Genomic DNA, 25,075 nt, shown 5'->3' with positions numbered 1-25,075 from the left:
TCACAGAAAAAATCGCAGGGTAATAAGATGCATTGTGCCTAGGGCATACGGCTCTAGTACAGCGGTATACGCAACCTGTGTAACCAGGAGCCCTAGGGGCTGCTCAACCATAAATCCTGCACTGGGGCGTGGGCCACCACTTGAGAATTCTTCCATTCGTCCCATCCCGGCGCGAATGACGAACTGGGGGACCAGAGTATATTCTGCACCCACGCGAAAATGGCTTTGATGAAGGGTAAGCTCACGCGTCTCGAAGGTTTCCCTTGGCGCCCTGCCCGTGAAGATAACACTGGATTCCCGGATTTGTCGTACAGAAAAGCTTGATTCGTACTCGGCAAGAAGTTGCAGCCGCTCTTCCAGAAGGACCCAGGATGCTCCGACGCGCAGGCGCGTCGGGAATTTATCAGTCACTCCAGCCCCATCCTGATTGATTGTATCCCAACTGTACTTTGCGAGGAGGTCGTCCAAGACCAAACCGATGTGTAAAGAAGGAAGAACATGAACCCCTATGCCAATATCGAGGCCAAAAGTTTGGACAGCTGGCAGGTCACTATGTAAGTCGTTCCGAAATAGTTGTAACCCCACACCGATTGATGCTTTGCTGCCCACACGCACTCCGAAGGCAGCAAAAAAGGCAAACTCATTTGTTGAGACCATACTGATATGATAGCCACTTGAGTTGCGTTGGTCAATATCCTGGACCCCCGTATGGATGAGTCCAGCAGCAATACCCGCTAATGGCCTGAGAGGGGTCTGGAGTTCCACGAACTGCAGTTGGCGATCCTGGGTCATCAGTGCTGCACTGAGACCAAGGCTCTGATTCTTGATATAGGGGGCAAGTGCGGGGTTATAAAATGGGCTGGCGAAACCAGATGCGTCTCCAGCCAGGGCATTCCCGACGGCAATTCCCCGACCCCCAAATCCCATGCGACCAATCTGTCCAGCAGTCTGGGCCATGGCTACGCCGGGCAAAAGCAGTAGAAGACACAAGTACAAGGAGTGTCTCATCTCTACTCGGCGATCAAGATTTTGCCCCAGAACGTACCCTGCTGTGCCTGAATGGCATAGAAATAGGGGCCATTCGCCAGTCGTACCCCTTGATCATCTGTACCGTCCCAGGCCACTTCATTTGCTCCGGCAGAACCGGTTGCAGAGGAGATCTCTCGGACAAGGGTCATACTGAAATCAAAGATCCGGATAGTCACCGTCTGCGATTGATCCAAATCATAGCGCAGGCGGACCAAGCGATCCGTAGACGGTGAAAACGGGTTTGGATAAGCGTAGGTTGATACCTTTGGCACCCGACCTTCTGGAATGATTGCTGGAAGACTGGTTGGGTCGAGTGGGACTTCTGTTCGAAAAATTCTCCAGGAATTTCCTTGATCCGTACTCTTAAACAGTCCGTCCTGTGACGAAACCCAAACCGCATCGTCCGTTACTTCAACGGCATATACTCGCGCACCAGGGCGCATACTCCGTACCGGATCTTCACGGTCAATGAATTCATTATTGAAGAAAAACGTGATTCCATCATCCCGGGACTGGTATAATCCTCGTTCACAGGCAACGTAGACTCGTGGGCCATCAAACGCAAAGTCGGAGCACTCTTCGCCGTGCAGAGCGGTTTGGAAAGTGGCACCCTGGTCACGGGTAACAGCTATTCCGTGGCCCTGGCCTCTTCCCCGCCCCGGCCAGTTCGTCATCCAGATCGCCGGAGGCTGTGTTCCGCGGGGCTGCTCTTCAATGGAAATAATCCAGTTTCCGAGCATACCGTCGTCTGTCGTGTAGTGGTACCAACTCGTGCCTCCGTCTTCTGAGCGGTTGAGACCGCCGGCAGTTCCTGCCCAGATCGTACCGGTTTCGTCAACCAGTACAGCATAGGCCTGAAAGTTGAGGCCATGAAACATACTAACCGCAATTCCTACCGGTTGCACCGTGAACGGGAAATCATATCCTAATTCCGGTCCAAGGTAGGAGGTCGTATCTGGAGGGAGTACAACACGCTCCCAGGTTCGTCCCAAATCGGGACTGCGACGAAGTCCCGAGAGTTGTCCCGCGATCCAGAGAGTCTCGGTGCCAGGATCAAAATCTAAATCCCATGGCGCGACCTGTGCCGGAACGGTAATGGGCAAGGTGGTGAGCGTAACGGTTCCGTAGGTGATCTGTGAATCGTCCGGGTTATCAAGTAGTCCGGTAGTCACCGGATCATCGTCTACCGGTGGTGCAGGAAGCCAGTAATTCCATGTATCTCCGCCATCGGGAGAATGCAGGATTCCAGTGATTTCGTTGATTCTCTGCAATCGCCCCTCACCATCTCTTCGTGTGTATTGATTCCCCACACCTGCCCAGATAGATTGGCCACTGATCGCCAGTGAATAGACGGAGTTTGAAAAATCTTGAAATGGTTCGGCATTGACAGCCTGCCACGTTTCTCCTCCGTCATGCGATACATTCAGATAGGGTCCTACCCAGATTGAGGGACCTGCCGCGGCAAGGTTCGTAATATTGTTAGAGAGAATTCCAGGGGAAAGTACCAAGTCTTGCGCTTGTAGCGGAGCAACAAGGGTCACCAGAATCCCGAGAAGTGCACGAGATATCATTCGTAGATCTCCACTGTATGACTGACCTGTTGACTACGCAGCCCAGCGCGATCAATTGCTTCAAATATGAAAGTGTTAAAACCAAGACTATTTGAACTCAGAATAAAAACGGTACGTGTATATAGGCCATCTCCGGCCTCCGCATCCCCACTTTCAATACTTGACCCACAGGGGCTCAGATTCCCGTCGTCGCATAGCGGGTATCGGGTACCAGGATCAGACTCATTCCAAAACTCCACGGTTCTCACATTATTAAGTCCGTCTGGATCGGAGACTTCTGCAATGAAGATCAGGCTTTGGGCAGGCTCACCAGCAGCTGGCCGCTGAATTCGTTCAGGAATGATCAGCTCTTCGATGACCGGGGGAAAGCTAGGCTCAAAGGTGCGTACATATTCTAACGCGGTTCTGGCTTCACCACCGAGGCGATTATTCGCATCGATAGCATAGACAAGGACAGGGTAACTCTCTACATCCAGTGCGCTCAAGGTTATATTTGCGCGACCAGTATGAATGCCATCTCCTTTCGAAGACAGGCTGCCGGTGCGGAGCGGGACCCCGGTCGTGTCTGTAGATAGGATTGCATAAGAAACCTGCGCTACCGGGCTTCCTGGCGACACGACTTCAACCATCATGTCAAGCGAGATGTGCACGCTATCTCCCTCAATAGTGGATTGATCCAGGAAGGCGAAATCAACACGTTGGGGTGTGATCGAAAATCCTGTGATCTGTGGAAGTCGCTCAGAAGTCTCCAGGAGTGAATCTGGTACAGAGTCACATGCAGCCACGTAGGCGATGAACAGGAGAAAAATAAGTTGATGTGAGCGTGTCAAGGTAACGCTTATACACTGTAAAGAGGTTTGATACTGAAACACAGAATAAAGATGGCCAGAGTGAAATAGCCGATCAGCCGCCGTCGGTTTGTGAGGGGATGGGACAGTGGAACAGGCGGATGGTCTACCTTCACCACAAAGATCAACAGCAGGCACCACGGGAACCAGCCAAAGTACCCAAACCAGTTCAACGCATCCGGCACCGCCGATGCAAAGGAGGCAAGCACGAGAATCGTCAGTGTCATCAGCCACCACCGTTCCCCGAATACTCGACGTGTACAGAGCGCCAAAAATGCGCCGAGAATGAACCAGAGTAAGATTTTTCCGATCTGCTCACTTCCAGTCATGGTAATGAGCATGCCGGGAAGCACCAATGCAGCTCCCACAGCCATGGACGAGAGCATCATGAAAATGAATGTACGGGAGATTCGGGCATGCCATTTCGGTCCGAAGAGTGCATAGACGATATGGCCTCCGTCCAATTGGCCGACGGGCATCAGGTTAAGTGCTGTAAAAAAAAGTCCCAGCCAAGCCGCAAACAAGAGGGGATAGTGGTACATTTCGTACAGTGGAGGCACATTTGGGAATACCTGTGTAAGTGCCCAGTACAGCGGGGTTGCTCCCAGAGTCAGTCGCCCCCCTGAAGGAGCGTCAGAAATTGGAGTCTCTGGAAATTTTCCAGTCGCTCGAATATAGTCGAGTAGCGGTTCATGCCCTCCAACGCCAAACATATACTCAGGGGAGGGCAAGGTTGCCATTGCCCAGACCAGAAGGATCAAGACCATCACAAACCCGGCAATCGGCCCCGCAGCACCAATATCAAAGAGTTTTGTCAGGTTCGGGATCGGTTCGCGGATACTGATGACAGCCCCAAGCGTGCCAATCCCGATCAGGGGAGATGGGATAAAATAGGGGAGCGAGGTTTTAACACGGTGGAGCCGACCGGCAATATAATGACCAAATTCATGGATGGTCAAAAAAGCGATCAGTGCTCCACCAAACGTAAATGCGTCGGCCAGAAATGCCGTAGTAAATGGGATTCCGCCAATATTCAGCACAGCATCTCCTGCTTCCCAGGCTACGCTCCGACCAATGAATACCACTGCGCCGGTAAGGGCGGTGGAGAGAAGCGTTACGACAAATAGCCCGGCATGCAGCAGGTAGCGGTTACGGGTCAACAATTGAGATGCCGGCAGTGCAGTGAGGATGAGGGAATTATCCGCGTTTTATGCTGCGTATCACGATAGTGTTCAATTTCGGGTCAGTTCTTTTAGGCCTGTTTCGATCCGATCGGATGCTTTTTGCAAATCTTCCATGGAGGAGGCATAGGAAATTCGGATCCCGTCAGGATCCCCGAAGGCGGCACCGGGAACTAGTGCCACGAGATGCTCCTCAAGTAGATAAAAGCAGAGGTCGTCACTGGAATAGATGACACGGCCAGATGGAGCAACTGTGCCGTAGTAATCACTGACCTGTGGGAACAGGTAGAATGCTCCTTCGGGTTTGGGAACGTTCACCCCGGGCAGTGCACGTAATCGTTCCAACAAATAATCCCGACGCTCGCGAAATGCCTGCACCATCGCCCGAATGGGTCCTTGATCCATATTGAGTGCAGCGATTCCGGCCCGCTGGGAGATACTGCTCGGTGCAGAGGTAAATTGCCCCTGCAGCTTGGCAGCCTGCTTCACGATCTCTACTGGCCCTGCCATATAACCCAGTCTCCAACCGGTCATGGCAAAGCACTTGGAAAAACCATTTACCGTGATCGTGCGCTCTAGCATTCCAGGGAGGCTGGCGATTGGAATGTGAACCGCATCATAAATTACATGCTCATAGATCTCATCTGAGACAACAACAATCTTCTCATGTTTGTGCAGCACTTCTGCGAGGGCACTCAATTCCTCAAGGGTATATACTGAGCCCGTAGGATTCGAGGGAGAGCAGAGGATCAGCACACGCGTACGCTCAGTGATGGCATCTGCCAAGGCTTGCGGAGTCAGGCGGTATTGCGTCTCTGCGGTCGTATGGGCAATGACGGGGCTTGCACCGGCAAAGCGGGTCATTTCAGGGTAGCTGACCCAGTAGGGTGCAGGAATCAAGACCTCGTCTGTTTCCGCGGCAAGCACGGATACAGCTAGAGCGACCGACTGTTTTGCTCCATTAGAACAGAGAATCTGGTCTGGTGTGTATTCCAGGTTGTTTTCACGTGCGAATTTTGCACAGATGGCTTCTCGCAGCTCCGGCATCCCCGGATTTTGGGTATACCGTGTAAAGCCATCTCGAATTGCCTGGATACCTGCTTCGGCAATCGGCTCCGGGGTATTGAAATCGGGCTCTCCAGCACTCAGGGCAATCACATCGGCCCCCGCACGTTTGAGTTTTTTTGCACGCCCGGCCATGGCGAGCGTAGCGGAGGGTTGCATGGACGCGACACGAGGATTAAATGATCCAGACATTGGGCTACAAGAATTTTCCGTGTCAAACTAGTAGCGATTGGTTTTGAGCCACGAACTACAAAAGTTTTGGTGGCAATGTATTGGAGGGCTATGTACCATTCGGGGCTATGACCGATCGGCTTTGCTTACTTGTCTGGAATGGGCATACTCGGGCGCGCCCATGCAGCTATATTTAACGTACACCTTTGTAGGGGCTGCACAGGTACGGTGGCGCCTGGCCACATTTTGTTAGTAACTGACGTACCAGGTCCATGGGGAAACGACTACACAGCCCAATGGCCTGATCCAGACCGGTTAGTGTGCGAGTAATACGGGCGAAGAAATCCGCCGCCCATCCACGTCTAGCACCACGAAATACACCCCGTCAGCCAACCGTTCCCCAGCAGTCCAGATTGCCTCGTGTGAACCCGGGGCCAGCGACCGGTCCCGTATCAGTTTTTGTACGCTACGGCCCAAGGCATCGATAATATGCACGGTGACTGTAGCGGCCTCGTTCAGAGTGAAAGCAATTCGGGTTTGGTCCGCAAACGGTGTCGGATAGATGGACAACGCCGGTCCTTCTGGTATGGGCTGGGATTCGACACTGGTGGCCCGGCCCTGTAAGCTGATCAGAGGGCTGGGAGCACTCTCAATCGAATTCTTGCTGACGCCCCGCACGAAATACCACCAATCATCCTGGGCAATGCCAGGCCGGTCTACGAATGTCATTCTGCCGGTCACGCCCAGAAGATTGCGTGCATCCCGCGCCACCACGCTCGGATCAGGCGTCGTAGCGCTTAGCACACGGTACACTGCAAAGCGCGGCGTATCCGGATCAGCTACCCAAGTCAATGTAGCCTGATCGCCGTCCCAAGACACGTCCAGGTGAGTCGGAGCTTCCGGCATGGTCTGATCCTTCCACGGCATCGGCGGCGTGAGTGCCGGGTAACGGAACTGGTCGTTCTGAACCTGCTCTACGAAATTCCCAGAGGAGTAGCGAGTGATGTTTTCGGCACGAAAAAACACGCTCCCCCAAATTGCCCCCCAGTGGTCTCGATTGAAGTTAATCTGATTCGGCACCTCCTCCGCACTGAACCGTCCACTGCCACTGAATGTGCTGCGGTCAGCCCGATACAGGCCGTGTCCAGTATACAGATGGAGGTCGCCAATCTGGCTGATCCACCATTCGGCCAGTCTGGCATAATCTTGCCCGCCACCGAACCGCCAATACAGCTGGGGGACCAGGTAATCGATCGACGCATCGTCAATCCAGGCGGTCGCGTCGGCATAGATGGTGCTGTACGCGTCAAGCCCGACTATGCCCGACGGCGTTCCGTTCCTCCAAATCCCAAAGGGACTCACGCCCCATTTGATAGTGGGATCGTAGGCCCGCAGACTGTCAGCTACCTGCTGGATATACAGGTTGACGTTGTCGCGCCGCCAGTCGCCGATGTTGGTGAAGCCGCGACTCTCCTCCCGGAATGTCACCGAGTCAGCGTTCGTCCGCGAAATATTATCCGGCGGGTACGGGTAGAAATAGTCGTCGATATGCACCCCATCCACATCATAGCGCCGGGCTACGTCCATGATGATGGACACGTTGTAGTCCCGAACCGCCTGTCTGCCGGGATCGAGCAAGGTATACCGCCCCGCGTGAATCATCCACTCCGGGTGCGTATTTGTCACATGGCTGGCGTGCGTCGTGTAGTTCGAGCCCCGGTTGGCCCGGTACGGATTGAACCACGCATGCAACTCCATGCCCAAAGCATGTGCTTCTTCAATGGCTAGCTCCAATGGATCATAGAATGGATCCGGTGCTCTCCCTTGTGACCCTGTCAGCCAGTATGACCACGGCTCGTACGGCGAATCGTACATCGCATCTGCTTCAGACCGGACCTGAAACATCACCATGTTAATGCCCGCAGCCTTGAGCTTGACCAACATGGTCCGCAGCGCGTTTATCTGGCTTTGACTGGATGCGCCCCGCGCAGGCCAGTCCAAATTGATCACGGTCGCGATCCACGCTCCTCGCGTCTCGTATTTTGGAGGCGGTGCGACCTGCGCGCATCCTCCCGAGGCCAGGGCCACTCCGAGAATCAAGCATGCAATGACATGTCTCATTGTTTGCTACCAGTCCAACCATTTCGGTAACGAGGTCTGTAGACCGCGGTTCCGCCTTGCCCGATCTTAATCTTTCCCGCCACGGCCTCCATGACCCAGGAATCCCAAGGGTAGCTACACCCTCGATTCACTGCGAACCACCCTCGTAATCTCCCGATTAGGCCTAACGAACGAGTATAGCGGTTAGGCAATATAGCGCCCGGTGTTTTATTAGACATCCACATATTCTTCAAAGAGATCAAAAACCATAATCTTCTCGGATGGCGTGCATTGTTGCGCTAGCTGATAGAATAACTCCCGGTACTCCTGCCCCCGGGTGAGTTCCCGCACCTACCAGATATAAGCCCTCCACATCCTCACTTCGGTTGTGGGGTCGAAACCAGGCAGTTTGTGTGATTCTTGGCTCAATGCCGAAGGCATTTCCCAGAGCAGAATTATACTGAGATTCAAAATCGTTCGGGGTAAAGACGTGCTGGACTTCAATCGAAGTTCGCAGATCCTCCAGGCCCCATTTCTCGAGGGCGCTAATTACGCGATCAGTCATCAGGTCAGTGGTATGATCCCAGTCTAAACCCGAAGCGAGATTTGGCACGGGGACAAGGATATAGATGCTCTCACCTTCTGGAGGTGCCATGGCCGGTTCAGTTCGGCTTGGTACATGCAGGTACATACTGAAATCATCGGACAGGATTTTTCGGTCGAAAATATCTTGCACCAAGCCTTTGTAGCGCGGTCCAAGGATGATGGTGTGATGAGACAGTTGAGGATATTTTCGCCGCACTCCGAGGTAGAGCAAAAAGCTACTCATTGACTGATGAATTTTTTTCAGTCGGGAGTTTGTCCAGCGTCTACACGTAACATGATCCAGCAGCTTGCTGTATGTGTGCTCCACATCAGCATTGCTGACTACAATGTCTGTGGGGAGTGACAATTCGGTATTTTTCTGTTTGTCAAGTATCTGGATCCCCGTGACTTTGGGACGTGTCCCTTTTCCTTCAGAGACATCGATACGCTGCACAGCGGTTTGGAGACGGACCTGACCGCCAATATCTTGAAATAATTGTGCGAATCCATTGACAAGGCTGTACATCCCCCCTTTTGCATACCACACGCCACCTTCTTTTTCGAGATAGGGGATCATGAGAAAGATGGATGGAGCACGAAATGGGCTGCCTCCAAGAAAAAGTGGATGAAACGAGTAGAGGAAGTGGTGTCGCCAGTTTCGGAAATGTTGTCCGACAAATCTCGCTACGGGTTGCCATGCACCCAGACGAATTACACGTGGGGCAAATGCCGCCATCATGCCGAGTGAGTCAAAGGGGCGTGCTCCCAGGCCTTCTGTGATCACAGAATCATAGATGGGTTCAAGTTTAGAGAAAAAATCTTCCAGCCGGTCCGCATCATGTGGATCAAACCGGGCCATAGAGGCCTTCATTTGCGCGAGATCGGATCTGTAATCTAAGAAGGTCCCATCATGAAACCAGACCCGGTAGAACGGGTCAAGAGGTACAAGAGTCACATAGTCTTCCAGACTTCGTCCTGCGGCTTGAAAGACTTCCTCCAGCAGTGGCGGTGCTGTGATGAGGCTGGGCCCTGTGTCAAATGTATAGCCGGAATCAATAATTTGGCCAGCCCTTCCTCCTACTTGAGCACGCTGCTCGATTAAGGTGGTTGCAATGCCTGCTGCTTGTAATCGAACGGCAGCCGCGAGTCCTCCAAAACCGCTTCCAATCACCACGGCACGACGTTTCGCGTGGGAGGGAGTGTTTGATTGAGTTTGCACGTTGGGTTTGTGGATCACTAATTTTGGGTTTCAGAGACTTGCCTGAGTTGTTTGAGTCCCTTGCGTGCCAGCACGGTCTTTCTCCGGAACGAAGTGAATGCTCGACGAGTGAGATTATTGTACCCGTTGGCCCGCACTTCATCATGGATTCCACGATATACCCGTGCAGCGATTGCAATCGGACGACGCAGGCGGTGTGGAAGAAAGGGTATACCTTCATACGCCCTATCATAAGCGGAGTCAGCCTCTGCCATAATCTCCTCAAGGAGCTTGACATAATCACCGGGCATTCGGTTACTCTGTCCAGTTTGCACTTTGAGATTCAGGAGTAACTCTGGAGTAATGTTATGTGATGTCATAAGATCGGCAGGGAGATAAATTCGTCCCATGGCAAGATCTTCACCTACATCACGTATAATGTTGGTGAGTTGCATCGCGTGTCCTAAGTCGTGGGCGCGCTCCAGCACCCAGGGATCTCGTACCCCAAATGCTTGCGTAATCCAGTCACCAACAACAGAAGCAACCCGATAAGTGTATCCGCGCAAGTCCGCCATTGAATGGTAGGTCTGCGGCTCAATATCCATGCGCATTCCTTGAATAAGTTCGGAGATCAACGTATAGGGGATGTGCATTTGGGACATTTTCGACATAACGACATCAGCTACAGAGATCCCGGTTATACATCCATGGTAAGCGGAGTGAGTGATCTGATCCCATAGTTCCAAGGTCTCATAGGCTTGGATTTTCACATCGCCATCTTTATCCACCAGGTTGTCCGTAAAACGACAAAAAACATAAATTTCGGTGATCATGGACCGTTCTTGCGGGGGGAAGAAGCGTGAAGCGAAGGAGAAACTCCGGCTATTGCGGGCGAAGAATTGTTGCCAATCCGAAACATCTCCAAGCTGTTGGGCGCGGATCGCAATTTGGGCTGTGGTGACGACTTGTGTCAGCGGAGAGGGAACGGGGTTTTTTTTGAGTACTTCCAGGCTTACATGGTTGCCATCTCCAAAAGCATCGCTGCATTTATTAATCCATTCAGACAGAATTTCTGTCAGGGGAGGCTGTGCTCCTAAATCACGAATTTGCTTCAGAAGTGCAGAGCCGCGTTCTTGAATTTGTCTCAGAGCTTCTTCGGCCATGGACGGTTGTCCATTGGTGGTGCTAAAAAATGCTTCTAGAGCTTCCTCGGGAGATTGATCAAACCATTCGTTTCCACGGGGGCCTAAAACAAACGTCCAGATCGTGTTATTAAAATCTTGAAGCTTGGGCTTGCCGGTATCGCTTGCGGGGCAGTAGTCCAGGAAGTCATCCACCATCTGATAAAATGCTCCCAGTTCAATCCCGATTTCACGTAACTCTGTCGGTGTGAAGTTGGCATCATTGGTCCAGCTGGGCAATGCAGCAGCAATTCCAAATAGGGCTCCGCTTTTCATGCGGATAATCCTTTCGTAGCTAGCCTGGTGGTCTTCTGTACCTTTTGGCGTGTCTTGAATACTTTCCCCTCGAACCATGACTTCAACCGCCTCAATGAATTCGGTCAGGAATTCCTTCACTCCGGTCATTGCAGCCATTCGGTACGCACTCGTCAGGTATAGATCACCTAATAGCAGTGAGGCATCTATTCCTTTTCGTGCGAGCAGCGTTGCGGAACCGCGTCGTTCTAGGCCACCGTCAAGTACGTCATCGTGATGAAGGGATGCTTCGTGCACCATTTGAATCGCGAGGCATCCAAGCCAAAACTCCTTGGTCAGTGATTTTTGTCGCTCTGGGGGTACGAAACAAAGGGCAGTCAGGGGACGAAGCAGCTTTCCCCGAGGATGGGACACGGTCATGCCCAACTCCTCTGCCAGGATACTCCCCTTCTGAATTCCATCTCGCACAAGCTCAACAGCCGTCATGGAGATTTCGTCAGTCCTGGTCTTGTATTACTTCGGTAGAGCATAATTCGGATTCCTGCGAATGCGACTAAGGTCAGGATTCCGGCAAGCCAGTAGCCTGCGAGGAGAGTCATCCCCAGTGAGAGTACGATCACGGTGACATAGTAGATCTCCATGATGGGCGTCGGGATGCGGTCTGCAAACTTTTCAACATTTAACACATGGAAACCGACCATAATCAGAAATCCGGTTCCTAACCACCCCAACAAGTTTACTAGGGGCATTCCATAGTATGGACCTGGTTGGTCCCACCGCCAATACGGTGTTAGGTCGCTCATTGCAGGATCAAGCGTTAAATCCCAGATGGTTAAGAGGACTGCACCCAGGACCCAGACCATGATTTTTCCTGAGGCCATTCGTCTTGCCAGGACGTACGATGGGAAGGCCATCATGAACCAGCTAAAGGGGATCAGCAGTGGAACTAGATTTGCGACGCGATACCCCAGTAGTCCTGTATATTCGTACCCACCGAAAGGGAATCCAGTGTACGTTCCCATTAACTCCATTCCTAACGAAACCGCACATGCAGTTACCAGTGCGGGCAGCCATTTGAGGCCGATGCGAGGAGTCAGCAATCCCGCGAGAACCAGAAAGGCCAAGATCACATGACCGCGTGAAAAAATGATGAAAGCAGTTCCGTAAAAACTTGCAGCCGAGGGGGCCTGGGCCAAGAGTTGTGGATGTAACCCGAATGAGCCGTAGCCAGCAAGGACTGCAGCGGTGAACAACCAAAGCAATGCGAACCCTAACCAATCAAGGAATGTACAGCCAGGGGTAGGTTTGGTCATGAGAGGGAAGGTATACTAAAACAGCAGTGAGCTTAGCGTACTTCCGATCTTCGAGGTTGGTCTTAGAGATACTGCCGGTGTCATTTTTCGCGCGAAATCTGATCCTAACAAGGCGGCGGTCTACTTTGATTGCCGTCATCCTGTTCCCACAGGAAACTGATTGGGCATGGTCATTGGTTGGGATTGATCAGCTTCGCCGCTCTTGGATCGCCGGGTATTGATCTATTGATCCCATAGTGGGGCAATCGGAACTAGCCATGTTGGACTACACGGTATACTGAGCAGTCGGCTTGGGAAGATCCACACGAACGGTCATAATATCTGCTCCATGATACTGTTGGTGGCGCACCGAGGCTGCTAAATGGCGCAACAGGCGCAGAGAGATTTCTTTTTCGAGTAAACCTTCTTCAGCCTGCTCACTAAGCAGGGCGACCTGATCTTGGAGATTCTTTCCTTTGCCCGTCGTAGAAACGAATTCCAGTACAGCCCCACCACTCACCTTGCGTGCAAGTAATAGGAGATTGCGTTTTCCAGTTTGCTTGTCCGCCTCGTACTGATCAAGGAGGGTGACGAATACTTCTTCTCCCACCGCATTCAGACGGTCCTTCATCTGTTGCCCCCATTTTTGCCGGGTCGCAAATTCGTCAAGGAATGTCATGAGTAGTGTAAGGGCTGAAAGGTCCAGTTCAACCGTGAGGCGTTTTGGCCGGGATTCCGCCATCTTCATGAATAAGGTCATGAGAATCGCTATAATCCCGCCCGCGGTCATCCCATTGTTGAGAAGGCCTCCTGCAAATTCAGTCGCGACATCTGGAAAAATTAAGCGACTCTGGAACCCTAAGCCAAGCCAGAACGAGACACCAGCGATGAGGCTTTTTTGGTAATCTAGCCCATCCTGAACGATCATCTGAACCCCAATCATGAACAGCATCGCCATCATTACGATCAGGTAGGCTCCAAAAACCGGTCCCGGGATTGCCAAAACCATGGCGATCACTTTGGGGAGGAAGGCCAACACCAACGATAAAAGACCTGCGGCGATTCCAACGTGGCGGGATGCAACTCCCGTGAGTTGGGATAGGGAGGCGCCCAGCGAGTAAGCTGTATTGGGGACCGCTCCCAAAAGGCCCGAAAACATATTACTGATTCCATCGGTGGCCACGGCCCCCTGAACCAAGCGATAATCTACAGCTCGCGGCCTGCGCCAGGAAACCCGGTGTACGGCAACCGCACTGCTCATTGTGCGGATAGAACTGATGGTGGCTGCGAGAATGAATCCTGGAAGGAGCACCCAGAAAGCCGACCCAAAGTGAATATCGAGTCCAGGCCATCCCAACTCCGGTAATCCAACCCATGAAGCTTCCATGATCCGGGAGATGTCGTAAAGGCCATACGCACCAGCAACGAGTGTTCCTGCAACAACCCCCAGGATGGATGCCCATAAACGAAGTATTCCCCGGGCCACAAGGTACACACCGCACATCACAGCAGCCGTTACGAATGCAACGAGAGGAGCTGCCATTGAGTGTTGATTCGCCGGGACATCTTCAAGCAGGTTGAACACAGCTGACATGACCGAAATCGGAATCAGCATAAGTACAGTGCCCGAGACGGTCGGGGTCAAAATTTTCCGGAATAGCGAGAGTTTCTGGGAGATGGCAAGTTGAATCAGGCCCGAGACAAGAACGAGGATGCCGAGCATGCTGCCTCCCCCGCTATTGAGTGCGTCAATGCAAACGGCAATGTACGTTCCACTTGTCCCCATCAGAAGTATATGCCCCATCCCGAAGCGCCCTATTCGCATGGATTGCATAACCGTCGTTAGGCCCGTAACTACAATGGCAGCGAATACACCCCAGATCAGGTACGCTTCACTCACTCCACCGGCCCGAAAGACAACCATGGACAATAAAATTGTCACGGAGAGCCCCACAACCATCAGTTGTAGTCCCAGCCCAAGGGAAACAGACACGGACAGTTTACTGTCGGGTTCGTAGAGAATGCCCGTCGATGAGTTGGAATTATTAGATTGCATCCCTATTGCTTGATCAGCAATGCGCCACGATCAGTACCGCACCACATATTCCTGGATCTTAGGCGGGAACTTGTCCGTGAAATTTTCTGCCTAAATTTGGTCGGGTAAAATATAAATTTAATCCGAGACTAAAGAAAGGTCTTGAACCGAATCTCTGTCAGACTACAGGTTCGAAAGGTTGTGGTGCTCCCTAAGTCGATCATGCGGACCCCAGGTATTTCCAAGGCCATGGGTTCTGTCTGTATTGATGGTCAAGCCAACGGATCCAAAATGCAATGCCCTCGGCGGACAGAAGCCCAATTACGATTTCGTCTGTACACGAGTATTCCCAACCGGAGACAGCCTTAGCGGACTAGCCACGCGCTAAATCGCTCGTTCATTTCGTCCTGATGGTTAACCCACCAAGCGGAGTCATAACGTAGGGCATTCTGAATGTTGGCGGGGTTCGCTGGCATGTGTGGTGCCATGTCTATACCAGCCACCACATGAGTAGTCACCAGTGGCCTTCCAGACTTCCGCGCTGGGGAATATGAGATCCGACTCCCGATCCGCGACAATGATTCTGCACTGGTTGCGAAGGCAAGATATTCCATGGCCTCCTTGAGGCGCGGAGTACCTCGGACAATTCCGAATTGTCCCACATCGAGCATCTGTCCATCCCACACAATCACGAATGGCTGGTTTTCAAGCACCTGTGCATTGAAGATGCGACCATTATAAGCTGTGGTCATGATCACTTCCCCGTCAGCAAGCATTTGTGGTGGCTGGGCACCTGCTTCCCACCAGATCACCTCGTCCTTAATCGTTTCGAGTTTCGCAAAAGCGCGGTCAATTCCCTCGGGGGTATCCAGCGTGGCATACACTTGATCTGGAGGTACCCCGTCTGCGATCAAGGCCCATTCAAGATTAATCTGCGGTACTCGCCTCATTCCCCGGCGACCGGGGAAGGTCTCCAAGTCGAAAAAATCAGCCATCGTAGTGGGCTTGGGGCCGGGAATGGTCGCTTCACTGTATGCATACACACTTGACCAATAGATGCTGCCGACACCACATTCAGTCAGGCTTTCAGCTGCAAAATCGTCAATTGCGGGTGTTCCGTCAGGGCTAGGCGGTAACATGTCGATGTCGATTGGTTCCAGAAGTCCCTCGTCGCATCCTCGCACCGCATCGGCAAATTCCATGTCTACTACATCCCAATGAATATTGCCTACTTCCACCTGTGCGCGGATTTGGGCGAGACCTCCATTGTAGTCTTCGAGTTCAATGTCGATGCCGGTCTCCTCGACGAAGGGAATATTGGCCCCTTCAGTGAGGGCTTGTGCAAACGCGCCTCCCCAAGATACCACTGTGATGGAGCGAGGAGCATCCGTACTACACCCAATCGCCAACAGGGCGACCAAGAGCGAAAAAACAACTGATTTAATTGGGCAATTCATGGTTTAATCTATTGATGAGTATGTGTATATCGTGAACCATAGTATTCACGGTAAAGAAAAGATTTTCAAAAATCGTGTCCACATGAATGCCACGATGTGCAATGTACTGGGCCATCCGTACATCGGCCTCTCTGGGGGTGTTTTGACTCAAAATATTGATGCTCCCCGTCCGGAACTTCGCATGCGCCCCCGAGCGTCAACTGCCATGTCCCGGATACGGTCAATGTAAATTGTATCTATGGTGGCTTCATTGCCGATTCGTAAGGACTCGGTGTGCCGAAGGTCAACTACGATCTCGCTTGTGCACGGGTGTCCTCAGTCGTAAATAGTCTCAGCGGACTAGCCACGCACTAAATCGCTCGTTCATTTCGTCCTGGTGGTCAACCCACCAAGCTGAATCATAACGTAGGGCACGCTGTGTATTCGTGGGACTCGCCGGCATGTGTGGTTCCATCTCGATGCCGGCCACCACATGAGTAGTCACCAGTGGCATCCCGGATTTCCGCACGGGGGAATATGAGATCCGCCTCCCGATCCGCGACAGTGATTCTGCGCTGGTTGCGAAGACAACATATTCCAGGGCCTCCTCGAGGCGTGGAGTGCCTCGGACAATTCCGATCTGTCCCACATCAAGCATCTGTCCGTCCCATACAATCACAAATGGCTGATCTTCAAGCACCTGTGCGTTGAAGATGCGGCCGTTGTAGGCTGTGGTCATGATCACTTCCCCGTCGGCCAACATTTGTGGCGGCTGGGCACCTGCTTCCCACCAGATCACCTCGTCCTTGATCGTCTCGAGTTTCGCAAAAGCACGATCAACTCCCTCGGGGGTATCCAACGTGGCGTACACCTGATCCAGGGGTACACCGTCTGCGATCAACGCCCATTCAAGATTTACCTGCGGTACTCGCCTCATTCCCCGACGACCGGGGAAGGTCTCCAAGTCAAAAAAATCAGCCATCGTAGTGGGCTTGGGACCAGGAATGGTCGCTTCACTGTAAGCATACACACTTGACCAATAGAGATTGCCTACACCACACTCGGTCAGGCTTTCGGCCGCAAAATCCTCAATAGCCGGTGTTCCATCAGGGCCGGGCGGCAGTATGTCGATATCGATTGGTTCCAGAAGTCCTTCGTCGCATCCGCGCACCGCATCGGCGAATTCCAGATCCACTACATCCCAATGAATATTGCCAATTTCCACCTGTGCGCGGATTTGGGCTAGGCCTCCGTTGTAGTCCTCGACCTCAACATTGATGCCCATCTCCTCGGCAAAGGGAATGTTCACTGCCTCATTGACAGCTTGTCCATACGAGCCTCCCCAGGACACCGCCGTGATGGAGCGAGGAGTTTCCGTACTACACCCAGTAGCCAGCAGGGCGACCAAGAGCGAAAATGCAACTGATTTATTGGGATAATTCATGGTTTAATCTTTTTGGTTTTACCACTACAGTGATGGATAAAGGTCAAATTTCCACAAATAGAATGAAGACTCATCTATTATAGTGGTCGCTGTAAATTGAGTTCTGGTCGAGACGGTATGTATAGTTGCCAAACAACTCAACAACTTAGGCACCTTTGAATGAATATTGCCAATTGACTCGCAGTTTGTATCTATTTATTGTTACAGGGACGGAGGTGTTGTAAGCAGAAGTCGGGTTGGAAAGCCGCTCCTTACCAGAGATTGGAGTCGAGGAGAACGTCATTTTTTCATGAGTTCCTCTGCAATCACCGCAGGTACAAAGGGGCGAATATCTCCATTCCATCGCAGGATATCGCGAACCAGAGAGGAACTCGTCAGAGCATGGGCCGCAGAAGTATGGAAAAATACCGTGTCAAGTTCCGGGACCATCCTGCGATTTGTGTGCGCCATCTGTGACTCGTAGTCAAAGTCCCGGGAAGTACGCAGCCCCCTAACCAGTGCACAGGCCCCCAAATTTTTTGCGTGCTTGGCAATCAGGCCGTCGAAGCTCATGACCTGGATGCCATCTAAATGAGTGGTAGCTCGCTGAATCAGATCAATACGCACTTCTGGGGGCAGGAGCGTTGACTTCTCTGCATGGATGGCGACCGTGATCACAAGTCGGTCAAATACACGAAGTGCACGCTCTGCAATATCCAGATGACCAAGTGTGAAGGGATCAAATGTGCCGGGATAGACAGCCAGTTTCATAGGATTACGCCTGGAATATGCTTACATGCGTGCGACCGTAGCCGCGGCTGGTGTTCAGAGAAGGATGCCCGGTAAATCGGGTTCGTGTATCGTGTTCAACCACAAATAGTCCTCCAGAGCGCAAACAAGGAAGTGCAAGATCCGGGAGATCATTCATTGCTTCAAGTTCATATGGGGGATCGGCAAGGATGAGATCCAATAGAGTTCCGCGATACTGTTTCAGGTAGATTACGGCATCCGCACATAAAAAATGACATTTCGAGGTTAAGTTCAGCTGCTCAGCATTTTTCTGTGAGGCATTGACGGCTTTGCGGTCCGATTCTACGAGAATCGCATGGTGCGCACCACGGCTGAGTCCTTCCAGTGCGAGAGCACCCGTGCCGGAAAACAGGTCAAGCAGTCGGGCATCTCTTAACGAAATTCTAGCCTCAATCAAAGCATACAATGCCTCGCGTACCCGATCCGTGGTCGGGCGCGTTTTCAGGTCTTTTGGTCGGGCCAATTTACGGCCGCGCAGACTGCCGGCAATGATACGCATTATGGGCTCTTCCTATTATTTTGCGGACGCATCATACATGAATTGCAGGCGTAGTAACGGTAAATCTGAAATCCTATGCGCATACTATTAACAGGTGGGACTGGTTTTGTTGGCCGCCACGTACTACGTGAGTTATTGACAAAGGGCTATCAGGTTCGTGTTCTTGTACGACGGGGTGGCGCTCCAGAAGGGTTTGAAGGGGAACAGGTAGAGGTCGTACGCGGAGATATCAATGGTACTTTGGGGCAGTTCATGGACGATGTGGATGGAGTGGTTCATCTGGTTGGGATCATCGAAGAGGTACCAGCGCAAAAAATAACCTTTGAAGCACTTCATACGCGTGCAACGCAAAATGTCGCCAATGCCGCCAGAATAGCTTGCGTGCCCAGACTCGTCTTCGTGAGTGCCAATGGGGCCTCACAGGATGGAGCCACGAAGTACCACACCACGAAATGGGCCGCCGAAGAAACTGTGCGAAACTCGGACCTCGATCACTGGTGTGTTCTTCGTCCTGGATTGATTTTTGGAGATCCGGGAATGGAGCGGGAGGAGTTTTGTACAGTGCTCTCGAGAACTCTGATCAAGCCGTTTCCCATTCTGCCGGTATTCGGGAATGGTCTTTATCAACTGCAGCCTGTTTCCGTGGAAGAGGTTGCAGAGGCAACCGTCCAGGCTTTGACCCTCCCCGAGGCACACGGACAGACCATTCCGCTTGTGGGGCCTAACCGATTGACCTATATTGAGTTGTTGGATGTGATCACCCGGGCACTTGGGATGAAGCCGAAACCAAAAATCAAATTACCCCTGTCGTTTGTGCGCACCGGGATGCGCTTTGGCGGCAGTATGTTGCCGATCACGCCAGATCAACTCACCATGCTCATTGCTGGTAACGTTGGAGACGCGTCCCATTTCTACAATCTATTCCAGGTGACTGAGCGCCCATTCAACGAAGAGAATCTAGGATACTTGCGTCTCCGGTTGTAGGATGCTTTCGTTTCGTGCGGTCCTGCTTTGCCTGGTGGGCTTGAGTGCACCAGTCGTGCACGCCCAGATTCAGGCGGACACCGTACGTTCATTTATGTCATTTCGTGCCGCGGAGGACTCGCTCAACCGTGCAATATTGACGGTGAATCACGACATCACATCCTCACTCACACAAATTCCAGGTAGCTTTGTGTATGACTTTAATACATTTGCGTGGCCGGCTGCCTGGAGTATTCACGGACTCAGCCCACAGTCGGTTCAGCTTTATTTCGGGGCGATTCCCTTTGATGACCTGCTGACAGGCCGTAGTCGCTATGATTTACTCCCCACAGCGCTCCTCAGATCGGCGGAAGTAAGTCCCGGTTTACCGGGCGGGATAACAGGAATCCAAACAGAACTCCGAACGGTAGATACGTCCCAACCGCATACCCAGCTACACTATCAGGCGGGAAGCCATAAATTGCAGAGAGTGACTGCACTGCACGCACAGCAGAGGAGTCGCCTGTTTGATCAGCCGGGTCGCCTGCAAGGATTATTTGCTTACGGAGGTGCTTCGGATGCAGGAGATTATCCCGGAAGTCGCTTGCAGCGGCAGCGACAGCTTCTTCTCAGAACGCGTTACCAACAAATCGCATGGTCCTTGGAACTCCTGTATCTGCATAACCAGCGCCGCTTGGGTGCTCACAGCGGTGTATTGGGCGCAGAGGATACACGATATAATCGTCTGATCGCCGGGGTTATCGGTGAAAGACAGACAAGGAGAACTGTGCGGAATGATGTACTGGCCACATTCAAGACGCAGATCCTAACGGCCTCAATGTACCTGACGACCCAATCCGGTCACTATGCCGGTGTAGGGGCATCAGCCCGGCGGTTTGGGGGATCCCTCCTGAGAGATTTCAAGTTCGATCGGAACCGGTTGCGTGTGCGAGTTGATGCATTTACGCAGCGGATCCCTGCGGGGAGTGCCCTGCCGGAGGGGCATCAGGCTTCGTTGATTGAATTTCAACTCGGGGATTCTCTTCAACTGCAATCCGGCTATTTACTCGCGCAGGCAGGTCTGCGGAATCAAACGGGAGACTGGTCCCCCCGGGGTCGCCTGCAATGGGGCGCATCCATATCTGTTCTTGATCCCTATGTGGAGGTCAGCTATAGTGCGGGGCCTGCCGTGATGCCCGGATGGGGGGACTATCTGGTCAATAAGGGGACTGGAGCAGGGCGTGTACTGCAGGCTCATACGGGAATCGGTTTAAGTATAGGGCGGCTCACCCTCATGCCCTATGGGTTTGTGTCCGGTGCCCAGGATATACCGGACTATAAGGAGATCACTGTTGATTCCGTACAGGTCGTCCAAGATACGTATACGGCGCTCGGAGCCGGGATCCGTCTGGATCTTGCAGCGCAGCCGGATCGTGGAGTCTATGCTGCCGTGAACGCTGGGTTTACCGAGACCGGACGAATCAGTGACAATGCAAAACGCATCCTTCCGGACTGGGCATTGTCAGGACAGCTGGGATTTCGTGCGGTTCTTTTTACCGGGGATCTGCGAATAGACGTTTCTCTACGCGGACGGTCATGGAGTGCAATGACGAGCCGCACCCTACACGCTCCCACCGGACTACTGGTCATCCCGTCCGAGGAACGCTCCCCCATTCCAGCATCCTATACCCTTGATCTGGTGGTGGAGGGAGGCATTCGCGCGGCAACCGTATATGTACTCTATGAGAATGTGACCAGTGGAACAGGGTTGATGGCCGGGAATGAGTTGGTTGCAGATTATCCGCTGCCAGCAGGGCAGCTGCGTTTCGGGGTATACTGGCCGATCAAGAATTAACAACAATCGGTAGTAATCCCGTATAAGCATTGTAATCGGGTCAAGCTACGATGAAACCCAGTCCGTACGAAGAACGTGTACTGCGGGAAATTCATGCCTGGCGGCATGAAGAGCCGTCGTGGCTGCGCCGGAAAGTGCAATGGGTCAATCGACCGCTGAAAGCACTGTCAAAACAGGCCCTCCGGATTCCAGGTGTCGAATGGACGCTAGAACATGTGGTGGCTGGTCTTGTCACGTGCACCAATGAGATTGCTCAGGATACTACCTCACAATCGGCTACACTGGCAGCATTTCAGGCAAAGGGCTACAATATCCGCGAATTTTCGGATATTGGGGGTCTGGATCTGAAAGCAGTAGATGACGTACTCAGTGGTCTGGATCTGCGCTACCAGAGCTTAACGGCGGCCCATGGCGCAGCTGCAGGTCTTGCAGGAGTAGCTGGGCTGGCGGCGGATATTGTAGCTCTGGTTGCGCTCAATCTCCGCGCCACGGGGCAGATTGCATTATGCTGCGGATACGATATCAGTTTGCCGGAAGAACGCGAGTACGCGTTGAATGTATTGACTATGGCTACGCAGGCGGAAGAAAAAGAAGGTAGACATGCACAGGCACTTGCTGAGCGGCATACGCGTACTGCCATTGAGCAGACTGCAGTCGGGGTTACGTTGCGCGGCACAGCGCGGGTGCTTGGGATGCGTCTAATCAAACTAAAACTGGCGCAGGTGATCCCATTGGCTGCGATCGTTGCCGGGGGCGGATTCAATGCGTATTATACCACGCGCGTGTGTGAGATGGCCAGGTATCTGTATCGGGAGCGTCGTTTACAAGACAAGTATAACCGCGATTTGCTGAACTCTTTATTGGGACTATGAGATTCTTTGGAGCCCTTGCATTCCTTGCGATCTTCGTCGGCTGTCGCGTAACTGAGCCGGTAAATTTCGTTTTCATTCTGGCAGACGATCTAGGATACATGGATGTCGGTGCCTACAATCCAGATACGTTTTATGAGACCCCGAATATTGATCGTCTGGCAGATGAGGGGGTGCGATTTACCCAAGGATACGCGGCGGCTCCGGTCTGCAGTCCCACCCGTGCGAGTATAATGACCGGGCTGTATCCCTCACGGATGGCAACGACAGATTATTTTGGAGCTCCGCAACCCGATGGAGTCTCCAGACACTGGACACGCAATAAGCCATTGCTGCCCGCCAGGTATGAACCACAGCTTCCGCATAATGAGGTTACGGTTGCAGAAGCACTCTCGGCTGCAGGATACAGGACATTCTGGGCAGGAAAATGGCATCTGGGCGGGGAAGGCTCTTACCCTGAAGATCATGGATTTGAAGTCAACCGTGGCGGCTGGGAGGCGGGCGGACCCTACGGGCGAGGAAATTATTTTGTACCCTATGATAATCCGCGACTGGAGGATGGCCCCGAGGGAGAGCATCTGCCTGCCAGACTGGCGGCAGAGACGGTCCGGTTCATTGGGGAAAACCAGGATCAGCCGTTCATGGCGTTTCTATCGTTCTATTCGGTTCATACCCCGCTCATGGCACGGCCAGATCTGCAGGAGAAATACGAGGCGAAACCCGCACTGCCGTCCATGTGGGGCACCGAGGGGGATCGTCAAGTACGCCTGACACAAAACCATGCGGTGTACGCCGCAATGGTCGAGGCGATGGATCAAGCTGTCGGCATGGTACTTGCTGCACTAGATGAATTGGATCTTGCGCGCAATACCGTGGTAATTTTCACTTCAGATAATGGAGGACTCTCCACCTCGGAAGGACATCCAACCAGCAACCTGCCACTGAGGGCCGGAAAAGGATGGATGTATGAGGGAGGGATCCGGGAGCCACTGCTCATGCGCTGGCCTGCACTCCTGAAAGGGGGACGGGTGGAAGATACGCCGGTAACCAGTCCAGACTTTATGCCGACATTATTGCAGATCGCAAGGTTGCCAGAGCCGGACTTTACCGATGGAGTCAGCCTGTTACCACTCCTGATTGAAAGGCGCGCACCGGAGCGGGATCTCTATTGGCATTATCCACACTATGGTAACCAGGGGGGAAGTCCCTCAAGCGCGGTACGACGTGGAAACTGGAAGCTCATCCGATTCTACGAAGATGACAGGGAAGAACTGTATGATCTGGCTGCAGATGTGTCCGAATCGGAAAATCATGCGTCTAATCAACCAGAGATACGTAATGAACTCTCTATATCGCTGGATACATGGTTGGATCAGGTGAATGCACGCCTGCCAACCCCCAATCCAGACAACCTAAACGGAGAACAGACTGATGAGTGATAAAGGAAATAACGAGCGACTCACATGCTCATTCTGCAACCGTACGAGCGATGAAGTGAATTCCCTTGTCGCAGGTCAGGATGTATTTATTTGCGATCAATGTGTGGCAGATGCCCAGATCATTCTGAATGATACAGAAAAGCCGACGCCAAGAGTGAAACGCTCCTCCCCTCGTAAGAAAAAGGGCCCCCGGAGCCTGCCACTGCCGAAACAGATCAAGGCGGAGCTGGACAAGTACGTGATTGGGCAGGAATATGCCAAAAAATCTCTGGCAGTTGCCGTGTATAATCACTACAAACGGGTGGACTCGGAGCAGTTTGTGACTGATTTCAAAGATGTCGAGATCGAAAAATCAAACATCCTTCTTCTGGGAGCAAGTGGTACCGGCAAGACGCTGCTTGCACGTACCCTTGCTCGGATCCTGGACGTGCCATTTTCGATCAGTGATGCCACAACCCTGACAGAAGCTGGCTATGTTGGCGAAGATGTGGAAACGATTTTATCGAATCTGTTATGTGCGGCAGAATTTGAGGTCGAGGATGCAGAGCGGGGGATCATATTTATTGACGAGATTGACAAAATCGCCCGCAAAAGTCATAACGCCTCCATCACACGAGATGTATCGGGGGAAGGCGTGCAACAGGCGTTACTGAAGGTACTGGAGGGAACCGTCGCAGGTGTACCTCCCAAAGGAGGGCGCAAGCATCCAGAACAAAGTCTGGTGAATATCAACACGAGTGGGATCCTCTTTATCTGCGGCGGTGCATTCGAGGGGCTGTCAGAAATCGTTGCCCGCCGACTCAATGTAAATCAGATTGGGTTTGCATCCAATCCTAAGCGACTTCATGACGACTCGGATACCACGGTATTGCAGTTCGTGGAGCCGGAAGATCTGGTTCATTATGGATTGATCCCTGAGCTCATTGGGCGCTTGCCGCTAACTGCTGCCCTGAAACCACTCTCGGACGACGAAATGATGCGGATCCTCACCGAACCCCAAAACGCTGTGATCCAGCAGTACCAGAAGCTGTTTGCATTTGATGGGGTAGATTTGGTTTTTGACGAGTCTGCATTACGCAGTATTGTGGAGCGTGCACGCGCAATGGGAACCGGTGCAAGGGGACTGCGCAGCGTACTCGAACAGTCTATGTTGGATATTATGTTCGAGATCCATAGTGTAAAGGATGTTGGGGTCTGTTCAATCACGGAGGAGACCATCTCATTGGGGAAACCGCCGATTTACGAAAAGCGCAAGGCTTCAGCCTGAGTT

At 52.5% G+C, this 25,075-nt stretch carries 19 protein-coding genes; 5 read left to right on the top strand and 14 right to left on the bottom strand.

All coding sequences use genetic code 11. From position 1 onward, the window contains the following. The 14 genes from F4Y64_11075 to rsmD form a co-directional block, all read right to left on the bottom strand. Complete coding sequence (locus F4Y64_11075) at positions 1-1,008, bottom strand: hypothetical protein (GenBank protein MXX98141.1); 1,008 nt, start codon at positions 1,006-1,008, stop codon at positions 1-3. A gap of 2 nt (positions 1,009-1,010) precedes the next feature. Continuing rightward, on the bottom strand, positions 1,011-2,600 hold the full coding sequence (locus F4Y64_11070) for a hypothetical protein (GenBank protein MXX98140.1): 1,590 nt from the start codon (positions 2,598-2,600) through the stop codon (positions 1,011-1,013). Continuing rightward, entirely contained in the window at positions 2,597-3,430 is an 834-nt protein-coding gene (locus F4Y64_11065; GenBank protein MXX98139.1) for a hypothetical protein, read from the bottom strand. Before F4Y64_11065 ends, F4Y64_11070 begins: the two co-directional genes overlap by 4 nt. 8 nt (positions 3,431-3,438) lie before the next feature. Beyond that, positions 3,439-4,638 carry a site-2 protease family protein gene (locus tag F4Y64_11060; GenBank protein ID MXX98138.1) on the bottom strand — a complete coding sequence of 400 codons (1,200 nt, stop codon included), beginning with the start codon at positions 4,636-4,638 and terminating at the stop codon, positions 3,439-3,441. A 42-nt stretch (positions 4,639-4,680) separates the two neighbouring features. Further along, positions 4,681-5,886 carry a pyridoxal phosphate-dependent aminotransferase gene (locus F4Y64_11055; GenBank protein ID MXX98137.1) on the bottom strand — a complete coding sequence of 402 codons (1,206 nt, stop codon included), beginning with the start codon at positions 5,884-5,886 and terminating at the stop codon, positions 4,681-4,683. A 294-nt stretch (positions 5,887-6,180) separates the two neighbouring features. After that, positions 6,181-7,986 (bottom strand): family 10 glycosylhydrolase, encoded by a 1,806-nt coding sequence (locus F4Y64_11050; GenBank protein ID MXX98136.1) that lies wholly within the window; start codon positions 7,984-7,986, stop codon positions 6,181-6,183. A gap of 238 nt (positions 7,987-8,224) precedes the next feature. Continuing rightward, positions 8,225-9,787 (bottom strand): phytoene desaturase, encoded by a 1,563-nt coding sequence (gene crtI, locus F4Y64_11045; protein ID MXX98135.1) that lies wholly within the window; start codon positions 9,785-9,787, stop codon positions 8,225-8,227. After that, positions 9,787-11,670, bottom strand: coding sequence for a hypothetical protein (locus tag F4Y64_11040; GenBank protein ID MXX98134.1), 1,884 nt, complete (start codon positions 11,668-11,670; stop codon positions 9,787-9,789). The genes crtI and F4Y64_11040 overlap by 1 nt, the downstream gene beginning before the upstream one ends. Next, positions 11,667-12,497: a carotenoid biosynthesis protein gene (locus F4Y64_11035; GenBank protein MXX98133.1), complete on the bottom strand. Its 831-nt coding sequence runs from the start codon at positions 12,495-12,497 to the stop codon at positions 11,667-11,669. Before F4Y64_11035 ends, F4Y64_11040 begins: the two co-directional genes overlap by 4 nt. Before the next feature lie 265 nt (positions 12,498-12,762). Beyond that, on the bottom strand, positions 12,763-14,532 hold the full coding sequence (locus F4Y64_11030) for a hypothetical protein (GenBank protein ID MXX98132.1): 1,770 nt from the start codon (positions 14,530-14,532) through the stop codon (positions 12,763-12,765). 344 nt (positions 14,533-14,876) lie between these two features. Next, entirely contained in the window at positions 14,877-15,968 is a 1,092-nt protein-coding gene (locus tag F4Y64_11025; protein ID MXX98131.1) for an ABC transporter substrate-binding protein, read from the bottom strand. Between the two features lie 331 nt (positions 15,969-16,299). Next, positions 16,300-17,391: an ABC transporter substrate-binding protein gene (locus tag F4Y64_11020; protein ID MXX98130.1), complete on the bottom strand. Its 1,092-nt coding sequence runs from the start codon at positions 17,389-17,391 to the stop codon at positions 16,300-16,302. A gap of 279 nt (positions 17,392-17,670) precedes the next feature. Then, positions 17,671-18,141 (bottom strand): pantetheine-phosphate adenylyltransferase, encoded by a 471-nt coding sequence (gene coaD / locus F4Y64_11015; protein ID MXX98129.1) that lies wholly within the window; start codon positions 18,139-18,141, stop codon positions 17,671-17,673. Positions 18,142-18,145: 4 nt separating this feature from the next. Then, positions 18,146-18,679 carry a 16S rRNA (guanine(966)-N(2))-methyltransferase RsmD gene (rsmD, locus tag F4Y64_11010; GenBank protein ID MXX98128.1) on the bottom strand — a complete coding sequence of 178 codons (534 nt, stop codon included), beginning with the start codon at positions 18,677-18,679 and terminating at the stop codon, positions 18,146-18,148. Between the two features lie 75 nt (positions 18,680-18,754). Between rsmD and F4Y64_11005 the strand changes: the two genes are divergently transcribed. Genes F4Y64_11005 through clpX form a run of 5 tightly spaced genes read left to right on the top strand, consistent with a single transcriptional unit; the run spans position 18,755 to position 25,072 of the window. Next, positions 18,755-19,663, top strand: a complete 909-nt coding sequence (locus F4Y64_11005; GenBank protein MXX98127.1) for an NAD(P)H-binding protein — start codon at positions 18,755-18,757, stop codon at positions 19,661-19,663. A 1-nt stretch (position 19,664) separates the two neighbouring features. After that, positions 19,665-21,497, top strand: coding sequence for a hypothetical protein (locus tag F4Y64_11000; GenBank protein MXX98126.1), 1,833 nt, complete (start codon positions 19,665-19,667; stop codon positions 21,495-21,497). Positions 21,498-21,547: 50 nt separating this feature from the next. Next, positions 21,548-22,369: a hypothetical protein gene (locus tag F4Y64_10995; GenBank protein ID MXX98125.1), complete on the top strand. Its 822-nt coding sequence runs from the start codon at positions 21,548-21,550 to the stop codon at positions 22,367-22,369. Then, positions 22,366-23,805, top strand: coding sequence for a sulfatase (locus F4Y64_10990; protein MXX98124.1), 1,440 nt, complete (start codon positions 22,366-22,368; stop codon positions 23,803-23,805). Before F4Y64_10995 ends, F4Y64_10990 begins: the two co-directional genes overlap by 4 nt. Beyond that, entirely contained in the window at positions 23,798-25,072 is a 1,275-nt protein-coding gene (gene clpX, locus F4Y64_10985; GenBank protein MXX98123.1) for an ATP-dependent Clp protease ATP-binding subunit ClpX, read from the top strand. The genes F4Y64_10990 and clpX overlap by 8 nt, the downstream gene beginning before the upstream one ends. Positions 25,073-25,075: the final 3 nt, after the last annotated feature.

The sequence above is a fragment of the Rhodothermaceae bacterium genome, from assembly GCA_009838195.1.
Taxonomy (GTDB): Bacteria; Bacteroidota; Rhodothermia; order Rhodothermales; family Bin80; genus Bin80.
This window is presented reverse-complemented; position numbering and strand designations above follow the sequence as displayed.